We start from the raw sequence: 13,989 nt of genomic DNA, 5'->3' as shown, positions 1-13,989 counted from the left end.
TTCTCGATATTCGGTTTACTTAGTTTTTGCCGAAGGCTGCCGATGATCATTAACCGGCAGCCTTGTTTCCGAAGAGAAGGATTACAGAATCAATGCACACCTCGCTGCAAACATTTTAGAAGAGTTTCCGTATGCTCCCTCGCGTACCGGTTGTACATGCGGACCGCAACGCAGTTATGCTTCGGGAGGACCGCAATATGACAGCCTGTCGCTCCGAAAGCTTGAAACGCCCCATCATTGCCGTAATACCAGCCCATTACCCGCTTATCGGCATAACCGGGAGCCGCCCGAAGCTTGTCGGCAAGATCAAACACGTCTTGCGGGATGATGCGCCGCCCTCCAACCACTCCATTGTTCAAATACAGATAGCCCCAGGAAGCCAGATCCTTGGCGCTCATATACAAATTGCGTTCATGTCCTTCGTCCGACTCGATTCGTACGGAGGCATACCCGTCACCGGCAGTAAAATCGCAGACGAAGCTTTCTTTCGGCACGGCTGCCCATTCCGTTTGATTCATATGCAGCTGCTCGAGTACGTTCTCTGTAAGGAGCTGCGCGATTGTCTTTCCTGTTACTTTCCTGACGATGGCGGCGGCCAGCCCTTCCCCTTCCACTTTCCCCGGCCCGAAAAACTTAGGTTTAGTTTTCGTCAGCACGTCTCTTACCGTTACCTTCTCCAGCTCATCCATCGGAATGCCATCGATAAACGGATGAACGGGCGCATCGAGATCAAGTCCCGCATCGATGACGGCGTACGCTAAAGCTAGGGCGATGTGGGATTTTCGGATCGAATAAATGTTAAATTGCGAACCGGCCGTCACCGGTCGGGCGCCGGATTTGGCATGGTGGAAGCCGGAATACCACTCCGTGACTACTTGATCGTCTTGGATCACGACAACGGCGGCCGCAGTTGCGTTAATGGCACATCTGGTTTGTTCGATATGCTGGAGCAAAGGTTCGAATTGTTCTCTCCTATCGTGGAATGGCAGGTTCACAGGAAGTCCTCCTCAATACGATAATTGGCAGCTGGCAACATCATAGTAAAGGACGAACCTTTTTCCGGCAAACAGTAAAAACGTATGTTCGTCTTTATGCAGCGGAACGTATATTCTCATCAGAATGCCTTGTACAGGGATTTTCAGAAAGCGGGGGCTCTCTTAATCTTTCATTTTCTTTTCGTTTCGTCGAATATCATTTTTCTGGATATTCGCACAGTGAACTGGTACTATTAGTGAATCTTTTCCTAAGGTGGTTATCGGATGAAAAGAAAAATAGGGTGTTTGCACGCCCACTACTCCAATATCGAGTATATTCAAAAAGCTCTTGCCTCGGACGAGTTGGAATTGATCCACTTTGTCGACCCCGGGCTGATGAGCAGAATTACGGCGGATCCGGACTTTGATGCGGCAAGAGCCCGTAACAAAGTCGCTGAACAGATTCGATGGATATCCGAAGCGAAAGTGGACGGTATTCTCGTTACATGCACGAATTACATCACTCTTCTGGAAGAAGACCGGCTTCAACTAACAATTCCTTTGATCAAAATCGACGAGCCGTTCTTCCATGACGTCTGTCGCAATACCGGTCGGCAAATCCTGCTGTTTACGAATCCGGCTACCGTCGATGGAACGATGAAGAGGCTTCATGAATACGCGAGAAGGCATAACAATCCAATTAGCGATTGGGAGCCCCGAGTCATCGACAATACTTTCGATCTCATTATGCAAGGCCATAAAGATCGGTACGCGGACGAAGTTTCGAGTTACATAAGGAACTTGCTCCTGTCCGGCAATGCCGAATCCGTCTCCGTCGCTCAATTGTCGATGGTGGAAAGTGCCGTGGCCGTTGAGCGCGAGCTGAACGTGCAAATCGGAAATCCGCTGAAACCGTTGGCGGCATATATGCAATCAAAACTTCGCTAACTTTTTTTCAAAGAGAGGTCAGATTTGCGGCGCGAAAATCATCAAATGATAGGAAAGATCAATCTTAGTAGGAGAGGTGGGCGAATAACGATGGATAACTTGAAAGAAGCTGTCGGCCTTCTGAATGTGCAACGAGTGGAGTTGGAGTCTTTTCGCGTAATCGGGCTGGAAATCGAGACGCCGGACTTGGGACGTAAAGTGAGAGAGTGTGTCAGATGGATTCGGGAGCGCATGTCGGATGCGGATTGGGACTCACCGGACATTTATTGCGTCGTACCTCCGCAAACGATCACGGCGGATAAACCGGGATTCAAGCTGTTCGTAGGCGTGCGTGCCGGCTCGACAAACGCGGTCTCGGACGGGTGGGCGTTTACGGACATCCCGAAGCAAACCTACGCTCGGACGGAGTTTGCCGGGTATTTGAGCGAGTGCGACAAGTTTTACCGAAATTTAGGGGACAATCTGCGGAAAATGGGCTACGATTGCGTCTATGACGCGATAAGCTTCGAACGATACCCGAATGATAAGTATAACTGGAATGATGACGGGGATTTTCAAACGATTCACATTTATTCGCCGTTGCGGTGAGGGGAGCGAGAGGAGCATATCAAAACGCCAGAACGGTCCCTGATGTGCAAACCCATATGTTAGCGCGTTGAAGGGATTGGGTACTGGGCTTCAGCTGCTGTCCACAGTTGTGTTGTCTTGATTAGCTAGGCGGTAAAAACACGGATTCATAGGCGGCCCGAGTATTTAAATGGAAAACATACAGTAAATGTTACAAGAATAGAGCAATAAGGGAGCAATAACTGGAAAACCTCCAGCAAAATTCGTCATAATCGGGCCGATAAAGCAAATTCGATAAAATATACTGCAGGCTTTCCAGTTAACTATTCGAAGAAGCGAAAAATCGATGAAATAACGGCATGTTTTCCAGTTCCGGGAGTGGAAACGGTTCAAATGAGCACGACTCGATACATTTATTCGCCGTTTCGGTGACGGAGCCGAGGGGGAGATTGTTGCAAAACAAAAGGGCTGCCGTGCGGCAGCCCTTCCTCATACGATCGATTCCATTCAGTCGCGAATCTCGACGATCAGCTCGATCTCGACAGGCGTATGGAACGGCAGATCGCTCGTGCCGATCGCAGAGCGAGCATGGCGTCCGTTCTCGCCGAATACGTCCACGAGCAGGTCGGAAGCGCCGTTCATGACGTAAGGCTGGTCGCCGAAGCCCGGCGCGCTGTTGACGAAGCCGAGCATTTTCACGATTTTGACGACACGGTCAAGGTCGCCGAGGTAACCCTTCATGACGGCCAAGCAGTTGATGATCACTTGGCGGGCGCATTGCTGACCTTGCTCGATCGTCAAATCGCTGCCTACTTTGCCCTCGAAGATCAGGACGCCGTTCGCGTCGCGTGCGTCTTGACCGGACAAATACAGCAGGTTGCCCGTCCGGTTGGCCGGAATGTACGTAAAGCGGGGCTGCGGGGGAGGGGGAAGCACGATGCCTAACTGTTCCAAACGTTGTTCGATTTGCGCCATAATGGAAATACCTCCGAATTATATAGTTTGGTTAAAAGTCCAAGTAAAGTCAGTGATGACAGCACTTCGCCGCACGAATCAGTCCGCCGTCGCGGGCGTGCGTATGCCGGTTGTCGCTCAGCGTTTCCTTGCCTCCGACCCATACGTGCGATATGCCGTCCGGATATTGGCGGGGCTCCTCGAATGTGGCCTTGTCCTGAATCGCATCCGGATCGAACATGACGATATCGGCGATGTAGCCCGGAACGATCAGTCCGCGTTTGCCCAACTTGAAGCGCTGCACCGGGAACGACGTCAATTTGCGCACCGCCTGCTCCAGCGACAGCACTCGCAGATCGCGCACGTACTTGGCGAATACGCGCGGGAATGTGCCGTACAGGCGCGGGTGAGGCTTGCCCGTCTCGCAGGTCAAGCTGTCAGAGGCGATCAGCGCCTTCTCGTACCCGATCACTTGCTTAACGTCATCCTCGGACATATGGAAATATACGATCGAAATGCGGCCTTCCTCCTCAAGCAGCAGATCCATCATGCAGTCGGCCGGATGCTGCCCGCGCCGCTCGGCGATTTCCGCGATCGAGAGACCTTCCAGGTTCCTGTTCTTCTCGGTATGCATCGCCGAAATGATGACGCTTTGCCAGCCGGTGGAGCAGACAAGGTTGTCCCATGTCGTCTGTTCCTGACCCAGTTCCTCGCGGATACGCTTCCGCAGCGACGCATCGCGGAAAGCTTCAAGCGTGCCTTCGATGCCCTTCTCGAGTACCCAGGGAGGCAGTACCGTTGTCAGCGTCGTCGAGCCCGCGTGATAAGGGTACACATCGCAAGTAACGTCCATGCCGCGCGCCCGGGCGTCCTCGATCAAGCCGATCGCATCCAACACTTTGCCCCAGTTCGCTTTGCCGGCGGCCTTCAGATGGCTGATGTGCAGCGGCACGCCGGCGCGCTCGGCGATCCAAATCACTTCCTGAACGGACCGGATCAGGTTGTTCCCTTCGCCGCGAATGTGCGTAGCCAACAGACCGTCGTACTTCGGCAGCACGGAGCACAGCTCGGCGAGCTCTTCGCGGGACGTATAGCTGCCGGGCGCGTACAGCAAGCCGATGGATAAGCCGATCGCACCCGCCTGCATGCCTTCCTCCAATATCCGCTTCATCCGCTCCAGCTCCTCGCGGGTTGCGGGGCGGTTGTCGAAGCCCATGACCGAGATGCGAAGCGCTCCGTGGGCTACATAGGTGGCCAAATGCTCGGAAGGGCGGCTTGACGCCAAATGGTCCATGTATTGTCCTACCGTTTCCCACGGCCATTCCCATTCGGTTTTGCCGAGTACCGGCTGTACATAGCTTTTGAGCATTTCGGCCCGTTCCTTCACATAGGGAGCGGGGGCGAGGCCGCAGTTGCCGACGACCTCGGTCGTGACGCCTTGGCGCAGCTTGATTTCGCTGTGCGGATAATCGAAGATCATCAGGTCGGAATGGCAATGTCCGTCGATAAAACCCGGCGCGATAACGCTGCCGTTCGCGTTCACCGTCCGCGCCGCTTCCTGATCCAGCTTGCCGACGGCGGCGATGCGGCCGTCCTTGACGCCCACGTCGCCGTAAAACCACGGATTCCCCGTCCCATCGGCAATGCGGCCGCCGCGAATAATGAGATCCAACATTGGCTAAGCCCTCCTTATGACGTTAAGCTGATGTGTTTTACTCCAGCTTCCCGCGGCCGGCGACCGTTTGCGGTTCGTAGTTGCCGTCATGCCGGAAGTAAACCTGATTATGCAAATTGACGGTGCTGCATATATGGTTCGGCACGATATGAATAACGTCCCCGACGGCAGCGCCTTGCGAAGCCGGGCCGAGCCGCAGCATGCCGTGCTCCTCGGACAGCCGCTCCAGCACGGCGTCTTCCAGCTCCACGATATGGCCAAAGCCTTGCAACTGCAGCGGTTCGGTATTGGGCTGCACGTCGGTCGCGAAAGTCTTGCTGCCACCGTCGATCACGGCCAGATCGGGCGCAGGCCTGCTGACTACGGTGACGCGTACCGCTCCGGCGCAATCCTCGAGCCGGCATACGCCAAAACGGGCTTGCATCCGGTCCATGAACACGTAGGTGCCCGGACGAACTTCCGTTACCCCCGGTACCGTCATCGCAAAAGCGGAAGTCGGGGTGGAGCCGACGCTGACGTCCTCGATCGCGATACCGGATGCCCTCATGCGGCTCGCAAGCTCGGCCATGATCCGTCCTTCTTCTTCCCCTGCGGCGCGAAGGTCGAGCGTAGCTTTGCCTCCCATAATAGCGCCACGGAACGTATAGATGCCGCTTAGACGAAGGCCTGCCATTTCATGAACCGTTGCGGCAAGCTCGACGGCGTCCTCGTAAGGGACGCCGGTCCGTCTTAGACCGGTGTCGATCTCGAGGCGCACCTCCAGCGTCATCCCGGCGCTCGCCGCCGCTTCCGCAAGCCGCAGCGCGCCTTCGCGGCTGTCGACGCCGACGATGAGACGGATTCGCTTCGCGAGCGCGAGTGCGCGCCTGATTTTGTCCATAGTTACTAGCGGGTAAGCGATGAAAATGTCGGTAATGCCGTGCTCGGCCATCACCTCGGCTTCGGATACTTTGGCTACCGTAATTCCGGCGGCCCCGGCCGCGAGCTGCTTCAGGGCGACCGTCGGCATTTTATGCGTCTTCGCATGCGGCCGCAGCTTAACTCCGGCTTTACGCGCCGATGCGCCCATGGTCTCAATATTCCGCTCCATGACGGCCGTATCGATGACGACGCATGGCGTCTGTGGATAAACACTCATCCTTCCTCGCTCCCTTCGTTTCCGTTCTTGCCTTCCTCCATGTAGCTGTATAACGAGTACTTGGAGATGTTCAAATAAGCGGAAATTTTCTCGCCGCCCTTCTTGATCAGAAAGGCGCCTTTGCGGTCGAGCAGTGCGATCATTTTGATTTTGTCTTCCTTCGTCATGTGCGCGACCGGCTTGCCGACCTGCTCCTGCGCCTCCTGAATGAGCGCGTCCAGCAGCTCGCTTACGTTCGTGACAAACGACTCCCTCACTTCCGGCTGCAGACTTGTCATCGTCATGCCGTGGAGCGTCTTCTCGGCCATCATCAGCGCCGTAATGTCGAAGTTGATGCAGATCGCGCCGACCGGCTTGCCTTCGGCATTGTTCATATAGATCGACGTCGAGCGGAGCAGCCTGCCGTCCTTCGTTTGCGTCACATAATTGAATTTGTTGCCGTTCACCTGATTGCCCCGCAGTAGCTCGAGACCCAAATTCGTGCCGGGGTCGCCGACTTTGCGCCCGGTAATGTGCCCGTTCTCGATCGCTACGATCGTGCTCTCGTACGGCCGCGACAAATCATGCAGCACGACCTCGCACGATTCGCCGAACTGCGCAGCGATGCCTCTGGTCAATTCCGTCAAAAAGACAAGCTCGTCCCGTACGGATTCCATCCGCCGAAACACCTCCATCTCTACGGTCTCCGCCGCAGACGGCTATGAATGATCACGTAATGGTTGCGGGAAAAATGGTATCATATTCGCTTGCAAAAAATCAAACAAAAAGTTTGGCGGCATAAATAAATGTATGATATTGTAGCTGCGAGGAGGGACGCTTGATGAGACGCTGGCTGGCCAATTCGCTGCAGCGCAAAATGTCGCTGCTGCTTCTCGTCGCCGTCGTACTGCCGCTGCTCGCTACCGGAGTCGTTTCCTACCGGATCGCGTCGACGCTTACGGAGGAGAAGGAGAAGCAATCCGGGATGAATACGCTCCGCCAAGTGGCCGACAGGCTCGAATTTATGGTGCGCGACGTGGAGAATATGTCGGTCTTTATTATCGGGGGGAAGGATGTACAGCAATATTTAAGCAATGAGCGTGCCGACATCTCGTTGTATTCGCAAAACATCGGGTTTTTAACGAATCTGGTTTTCTCCAAGCCCTATATATCCAATATTACGATCATGCCGTCGAGCGATTTCCCCGCTTTGTCCAACACGACGATCGTCCATTCGGGGCTCGAGAAGGAGCTCGAACGGAAGCAGGAGCAGATGGTGGGGAAAAACAAATGGTGGACTTCGCTGTACGAAAATCAAACGTCGGCCGACGGGCTGAAACGGGTCGTCTCGCTAGTTCGTCCGATCCGCAGCCTGGATAAATTTCAGCCGCTCGGCTCCTTGTCGATCAGTCTGGACGAAGCCGAGATGCGCAAGGTGATGCTCGGCGCCGGCTGGGAGAAGCAAGGCTTCGTCATGCTTATCGATCAGGACGGGCAAATTTTGTCCGGCGATTCTCCTGAGTGGCTGAATCGCTCGTTGTACGAGCGGCTCCCCGATATAGGCCCTTTGACTGGCGCCGAGGGGATATTTACCTACACCGTCAACGGCGCGGAAACGAATACGGTGCTTTATCATCGTCTGTCGATGCCGGACTGGAAGCTGGTCGGCGTTATTCCGACCGAAATTTATACGTCGCAGAACAGGTACGTGCTCGCATTAACCGCCATTGCGATCGGCATAGCTCTACTGCTGTCCGTTGCGCTCGTACTGTGGTTCATCCGCTGGGTCACGCAGCCTCTAAGAGGACTTGCAGGCACGCTCAAAGATATTAATCCGGACGAACCGATTCCGACCTTCGAGGTGAAGAGCACGGACGAGGTCGGACTTCTGCTGCACAGCTACAACAAGCTGAGCGATCGGATCGGAAGGTTGAAGGAACAGGTGCAGCTGAACGAGGCGAAGAAGAAGGAAGCGGACATCATGGCGCTGCAGGCGCAAATCAATCCGCATTTTCTGTACAACACTTTGTCGTCGATACACTGGATCGCCCTGATGAACAAGGATGAACGGATTGCCGGAATGGTCGGAGCGCTGAGCGATTTTTTGCGGTTCAGTCTGAACAAAGGCGAGGAGTTTTGTCCGGTGCAGCAGGAAGTCGCCCACGCGCAAAACTATGTCACGATTATGTCCATCCGGTTCCAGGACAAATTCAAGTCGGAATTTTATATCGATCCCGAGCTGAACGATAAGCCGATGCTGAAGCTGCTGCTGCAGCCGTTGATAGAGAACAGCATTATGCACGGCCTGCAGAAGAAGAAAGGGCAAGGACAGTTGTTCGTTTACGGCGAACGCCACGGGGAGTCGATGACTTTTGTCGTGGAAGATACCGGTATCGGCATCGGGGAGGAGAAGCTGCAGCAGCTGCGCAATAATTTGAACGCCGCTTCCGGGACAAGCAGTCTCGAGCCCGGACGCTCCGGCTTCGGCTTGCGGAACGTACACCAGCGGCTGCAGCTCCATTATGGCGGCGACACGGGTCTGCGCATAGAGAGCGAGGAAGGAATCGGGACGCGCTGCTCGTTTACGATCCCGATCAGGGAGGGAAATTCGTGAGATTGATGATCATTGACGACGAAGCGATCATCCGTACGGGATTGTGTACCGTGATCGACTGGAAGGAGCTCGGACTGACGCTCCTGGAGCCGGCGGAATCGGCCGAGGAGGCGCTGGAGCGCATACCGGTCGAGAAGCCGCATATCGTGCTGACCGATATCCGGATGCCCGGCATGGACGGCATCGCGCTCGCGAAAGAAATCAAGAAGCTGCTGCCCGACGCGGAAATCGTCATTTTAACCGGCTACGACGATTTCGCCTATGCCCAGCAGGCGCTTCGCCAAGGCGTGACGGATTACTTGCTGAAGACGAGCGGTCCGGAAGAAATTATAAAGGCGGCTATGAAGGCGAAGCAGAACATTGCGGCCAAGTGGGAATTGAGCCGCAAAGAGCAGGCGCAGACGGAAGCGCTTCGCCGCCAGCTGCTCGAGCGGCTCTTGGCCGGGAGGACGATCGGCGGTGCGGAGCAATCGCTTATGCAGGATTGGCTGAACGGGAAGCGGGTGCAGGGTGACGACCCGGCCGTGAAATTGCCGATGAGCGTGCTGATCATAAACGCTTCCGGCTGGGGCGAAGTCCGGCTGGCCGCGCTGCTGCTCGGTGCGGCTGACAATATGCTGACCGAGCTGCTGCCTGCCGTATCGCTGCTTATGGGCGACCGGATCGTACTCGTTGCGCGCGGAGAAACGGGCTTCGCCGGGCTCGGCGGACTGGAGCGGGCGATCCGGCGGGTCGGCGAGACATTGAAATGCTCCGTCTTTGCAGCCGTCGGCGCAAGTGTCGGGCAGCTTGAGGAGCTGCACCGTTCGTATCGCGAAGCCGAGGCGGTTTATGCATACCGGCTGCTGCTCGGCGAGCAGGGCGTATACGGGCTAAGCGATATCGCGCATCGGAGCGGCGGAAGAACAGTGCTGCCGCAAGAGGAGGAGCGGGAGCTCGGCCATATCCTGGTGAGCAACAATCCGGGCCGACTGCGCCAATGGGTCAACCGGATCGTTCGCGCCCAGATGGAGGATCGCACGGTTACTCCGCATTCGCTGCAAGCTTATCTGCAATCGGTCGTGATCGCCGGCCACCGCTGGCTGGAGCGGGCGAAAGGAGGCAGAGGCGGACAAACCGTCCATGCCGCGGCAGCCGTATATCCGTTTGATACCGACCCGCGCCCCGAAGCGGAGCTGTTCAAAACATTGGCCTCGCTGATGGCGACGTTCCATGAATCGATAAGCGATACCCGCTATTCCTATACGCAGCGGGCAATCGCTTATATTCGCGATCATTTGGACTTGAATTTGTCGCTGCAGGACGTCGCCCGTTTCGTCCACTTGACGCCGAATCATTTCAGCGAAGCGTTCAAGAAGGAAACCGGGCAAACCTATATCGAGTTCGTCACGCGGGAACGCATGCGCAAAGCGGCGGACGTGCTCCAAAGCACGCAGATGAAAATAAGCGAAGTGGCGGGGGCCGTCGGCTACGAAGACATCAAATATTTCAGCCAGCAGTTTAAAAAGCATTTCGGCCGGACGCCCTCGGAGTTCAGACAATCGCCGTCCGAGATGACCGACGAAACCGTTTAACCGGAATTTGTCTACCTATCCGCTGAAAGTTCTCCCCTACTGCGAATGAAAAGGTCGCTCTATACTAAGGCTATACTCATGAATGAGGGGGAGCAGGAAGATGAACAAGAAAGCGGCATCGGCAAGTATAGCATCCGTATTGGCATTATCGATGCTGGCGGCGTGCGGCCAGGCATCCGATTCCGGAGCGGAGGGGGGAGGCAAAAGCGAAGCTCCGGCCGAGAAAGTGAAGCTGACCGTGTGGCACAATTTCTCCGGCGACGATCTTCGCGCCAAGGCCGTCCGCGCCCAAATCGACAAGTTCAAAGCCGCCCATCCGGAAGTCGAGCTGGACGCTCAGGCGATTCCGCCGGACGGATACCGTCAGCGGTTAAAAACGGTCGCGGCGGCCAACGAAATGCCGGACGTCTTCTTCGCCCACTCCGGTTCGGGCATCAAAGAATTTTACGACGGCGGACTCATTCAACCGATTACGCCGCTGCTGAATAAAAACTCGCAATGGAAATCGAACTTTACGCCGGGCGCGTTCGATCCGCTCTCGTTCAATAACGAAGTGTACGCGGTGCCGATCAACGCCTCCGTCACGTCTTTGTTCTACTACAACAAATCGCTGTTCGACAAGCACGGCGTTGCCGTACCGAAAACATGGGACGAGCTGCATGCGGCGATCAAAGCGTTCAAGGACAAAGGAATTACCCCCATCTCTCTCGGCAATAAAGCGGCTTGGCTCGCCCAATCGAGCATCTTGAGCTCGCTGGCCGATCGCGTGACGGGAAGCGACTGGTTCATGAAAGCGGCGAAGCAGGAAGGCGCGAAATTTACCGATCCGGAATTCGTTAAGGCGCTATCGCTTATGAAAGGGCTTGCAGATACAGGAGCGTTCCAACAAGGCTTCAACAGTCTGGACAATACCCAGATGGAGCAATATTTCATCTCCGGCAAAGCGGCGATGATGATCGACGGCGCATGGGCTCTTACCAATATGGCCGCAACCGGCACGAAGGAGCAGCTTGATCAAGTCGAAGTATCCGTGCTTCCATCCGTACCAGGCGGAAAAGGCGACCCGAATACGCTCTCGGGCGGCGCGGGCGGTGGTTTTGCCGTCAACAAGAAGCTTACCGGCAAGAAGCTGGATGCGGCATTCGACCTGATCTACACCGTCAGCGGCCCGGAGGGGATGAAGGCGGTAGCCGAGAGCAACACGATCGTCAACTACAAAGTGGACGTCGACCAATCGAAGGTAACCTCTTTGTTCTACAAAGCTTACAATTTGACCAAAACCGTGACGTATACGCCGGTATACGACGCTTACTTGAGCTCGCAGGGTGCGGAAGCGATCAACAACGGGCTGCAGGAGCTGCTCATGGGCGGCAAGCCGGAAGATATCGCGAAGAAGCTGCAGGACGCCCAGGCGCGATCGCTCGGCAAGTAATACCCGACGGCGGTAGGCGGAGCAGAGAACGCGGATCGGCTTTTCCTCGAAGAAGCCGATTCGTCTTCCGCCCCCGGAGACCCGCTGAAAAACTGAACGGAGGGTCTGAAATGATGCTGGAGAAGCGTCAGCGTTCGCATTTGTTTCCGGATTTCCACCGATTATGGGCTTACTGGATAAGGAAATCTGGAAACAACGGCGATCGGAAGCCTATTTCAGACCCGCAGTGGAGTTACTCAGCGGACTTCCGTCGGCACGTAATAACCAGTAATGCGAAAGGGGAGGTTGGCTATGGCTGCCGCAAACCGGATTCGAACGTTTATTTTCATTGGCCTGCTACCCGCCTTGTCTCTTTATTTGCTGTTCGTCATCGTCCCGATTTTCTGGTCGGCCTTCTACGGCTTCTTCGACTGGAAAGGGATCGGCGCGATGAAATTCATCGGCTTCGACAACTACATCGAGGTCGTGAAAGATCCTATTTTTTGGCGGGCGTTCAAAAACAATTTGATTATCGTGGCGGCATCGATATTCGGCCAAGTGCCGATAGCGCTCGTACTGGCGCTCGTTTTGTGGAAAAGCTCGTTTTTTCACCGTTTCGTCCGTTCGGCGATCTTTATGCCGATGGTGCTCGCTTCGGTCGTAATCGGTATTATATGGGGCTATATTTATAACCCGCAAATCGGCATACTGAATTACATTCTGGAACAGCTTGGCTTAAGCTCGTGGATACGCGACTGGCTCGGCGATCCGAAGATCAACATGTATTCCGTCAGCGTCCCGATCATTTGGGCGAACATCGGTCCATATCTCATCTTATTCATCGCCGCGATTCAAAATATTTCGTCGGAAGTCGAGGATGCCGCGAAAATCGACGGCGCCATAGGCTTTCGCCGGCTGTATCTCATTGTCGTGCCCATGATCTGGGATACGATCAAGGTTGCCATCGTATTGTGCATATCCGGCAGCATGAAGTCGTTCGATCTGATTTATGTCATGACAGGCGGCGGTCCGGCTCAAGCAACCGAGCTGCTGGCCACCTACATGTACAACAATACGTTCAATATTTTCCGCTACGGATACGGTTCTGCCGTATCTACGATGATCATGATCGTCAGCATGTTTATGGTGGCGGGCAGCCAGCTATTGATGAAACGTAAAAGCAAGCATTAAAACGCAAATAAAGGAGGCAGACCGCTATGGAAACCGCGGTAAACAAAACGATGGCTCACACGGGTCAAAGTCCACTGGCGAAGACGCTGCAGACGGTCAAGAGCCGGTCGGGCAAACTGCTGCTGGCCATCTACGCGCTCCTTACGATATATCCGCTCATTTGGCTGTTCATCAGCTCCTTCAAATCGAACCAGGACTTTTACGGCAAACCGTTCGCCTTGCCGTCGGTATGGCAATTCGAAAACTATGCGAAAGCTTGGAAAATAGCCGGTATCGGCACGGCGCTCACAAATTCGGCGATCGTCACGTTAACTTCGATGGCGCTTACGCTGTTCCTCGGAACGCTGGCCGCCTACGTCTTGTCCCGCCTTCAGTTCAAGCTGAAAGGGCCGATCATGGCGCTGTTCGTGCTTGGGATGCTCATTCCGATTCACAGCACGCTTGTGCCGCTGTTCATTATGATGAAGAAAATGATGATTCTCGATACGCATTGGGCGCTTATTTTGCCTTATACCGCGTTCGAGCTGCCTGTCGCGATCTTCGTCGTCGCCGCTTACTTGACCTCGGTGCCGAAAGAGGTGGAGGAAGCCGCGATGATCGACGGCAACGGCTATTGGGGCATTTTTTTTCGGATCATCTTCCCGTTGTCGGTTCCGGCTATGGCGACGGTCGCCATTCTCGCCTTCTTGCGCTTCTGGAACGATTTCGCCTTTGCCCTTGTGTTCATTAACAAGCAGGCGCTCAAGACGCTTCCTCTCAGCTTGTCGATTTTCTCGGACGGGTTCGGGACGGACTACAGTCTGACGATGGCGGCGATGACGATTGCCGTTATCCCGACCATTATTATCTACTTGATCTTCCAGGAGCAAATTATGAAGGGCATGGTCGCCGGAGCTGTAAAAGGATAAGGTGCAGCGCCGGAGCATGAGCTTACACAAAAGAACCGTCAAGGGGTTTGAAGTTA

Annotated in this window: 12 protein-coding genes; 7 read left to right on the top strand and 5 right to left on the bottom strand. The window is 55.0% G+C overall.

Annotated features, from left to right (window positions below):
• Positions 1-89: 89 nt before the first annotated feature.
• Entirely contained in the window at positions 90-995 is a 906-nt protein-coding gene (locus FE783_RS06935) for a serine hydrolase domain-containing protein (protein ID WP_138878612.1), read from the bottom strand.
• A gap of 264 nt (positions 996-1,259) precedes the next feature.
• Here FE783_RS06935 and FE783_RS06930 point away from each other — a divergent pair, with 264 nt between their 5' ends.
• Together FE783_RS06930 and FE783_RS06925 are read left to right on the top strand one after the other, a co-directional pair.
• The gene (locus FE783_RS06930; RefSeq protein WP_138878611.1) at positions 1,260-1,922 is read left to right on the top strand and encodes an aspartate/glutamate racemase family protein; all 663 of its coding nucleotides are present in this window, start codon (positions 1,260-1,262) and stop codon (positions 1,920-1,922) included.
• 90 nt (positions 1,923-2,012) lie between these two features.
• Positions 2,013-2,510, top strand: a complete 498-nt coding sequence (locus tag FE783_RS06925) for a GyrI-like domain-containing protein (protein WP_158301652.1) — start codon at positions 2,013-2,015, stop codon at positions 2,508-2,510.
• A 486-nt stretch (positions 2,511-2,996) separates the two neighbouring features.
• Here FE783_RS06925 and FE783_RS06920 read toward each other — a convergent pair whose 3' ends face one another.
• From FE783_RS06920 to FE783_RS06905, 4 genes are read right to left on the bottom strand one after another with little or no spacing between them, the layout of a single operon-like run.
• Positions 2,997-3,464 (bottom strand): RidA family protein, encoded by a 468-nt coding sequence (locus tag FE783_RS06920; protein ID WP_138878609.1) that lies wholly within the window; start codon positions 3,462-3,464, stop codon positions 2,997-2,999.
• A gap of 49 nt (positions 3,465-3,513) precedes the next feature.
• Positions 3,514-5,118: an N-acyl-D-amino-acid deacylase family protein gene (locus FE783_RS06915; protein ID WP_138878608.1), complete on the bottom strand. Its 1,605-nt coding sequence runs from the start codon at positions 5,116-5,118 to the stop codon at positions 3,514-3,516.
• Positions 5,119-5,155: 37 nt separating this feature from the next.
• Positions 5,156-6,256: an alanine racemase gene (locus FE783_RS06910; protein ID WP_138878607.1), complete on the bottom strand. Its 1,101-nt coding sequence runs from the start codon at positions 6,254-6,256 to the stop codon at positions 5,156-5,158.
• On the bottom strand, positions 6,253-6,912 hold the full coding sequence (locus FE783_RS06905; protein WP_138878606.1) for a helix-turn-helix transcriptional regulator: 660 nt from the start codon (positions 6,910-6,912) through the stop codon (positions 6,253-6,255). Before FE783_RS06905 ends, FE783_RS06910 begins: the two co-directional genes overlap by 4 nt.
• A gap of 164 nt (positions 6,913-7,076) precedes the next feature.
• Between FE783_RS06905 and FE783_RS06900 the strand changes: the two genes are divergently transcribed.
• The 5 genes from FE783_RS06900 (at position 7,077) to FE783_RS06880 (ending at position 13,933) form a co-directional block, all read left to right on the top strand.
• Positions 7,077-8,849, top strand: a complete 1,773-nt coding sequence (locus FE783_RS06900) for a cache domain-containing sensor histidine kinase (protein ID WP_138878605.1) — start codon at positions 7,077-7,079, stop codon at positions 8,847-8,849.
• Positions 8,850-8,854: 5 nt separating this feature from the next.
• Positions 8,855-10,423 carry a response regulator gene (locus FE783_RS06895; protein ID WP_238402921.1) on the top strand — a complete coding sequence of 523 codons (1,569 nt, stop codon included), beginning with the start codon at positions 8,855-8,857 and terminating at the stop codon, positions 10,421-10,423.
• 100 nt (positions 10,424-10,523) lie between these two features.
• A complete protein-coding gene (locus tag FE783_RS06890; RefSeq protein ID WP_138878603.1) occupies positions 10,524-11,855 on the top strand; it encodes an extracellular solute-binding protein in 1,332 nt (443 codons plus the stop codon).
• Between the two features lie 291 nt (positions 11,856-12,146).
• Positions 12,147-13,025: a carbohydrate ABC transporter permease gene (locus FE783_RS06885; RefSeq protein ID WP_138878602.1), complete on the top strand. Its 879-nt coding sequence runs from the start codon at positions 12,147-12,149 to the stop codon at positions 13,023-13,025.
• Positions 13,026-13,051: 26 nt separating this feature from the next.
• A complete protein-coding gene (locus tag FE783_RS06880; protein WP_138878601.1) occupies positions 13,052-13,933 on the top strand; it encodes a carbohydrate ABC transporter permease in 882 nt (293 codons plus the stop codon).
• Positions 13,934-13,989 lie beyond the last annotated feature (56 nt).

Origin of the sequence: Paenibacillus mesophilus, assembly GCF_005938385.1 — a bacterium.
GTDB classification, from domain to species: Bacteria; Bacillota; Bacilli; order Paenibacillales; family NBRC-103111; genus Paenibacillus_AB; species Paenibacillus_AB mesophilus.
This window is presented reverse-complemented; position numbering and strand designations above follow the sequence as displayed.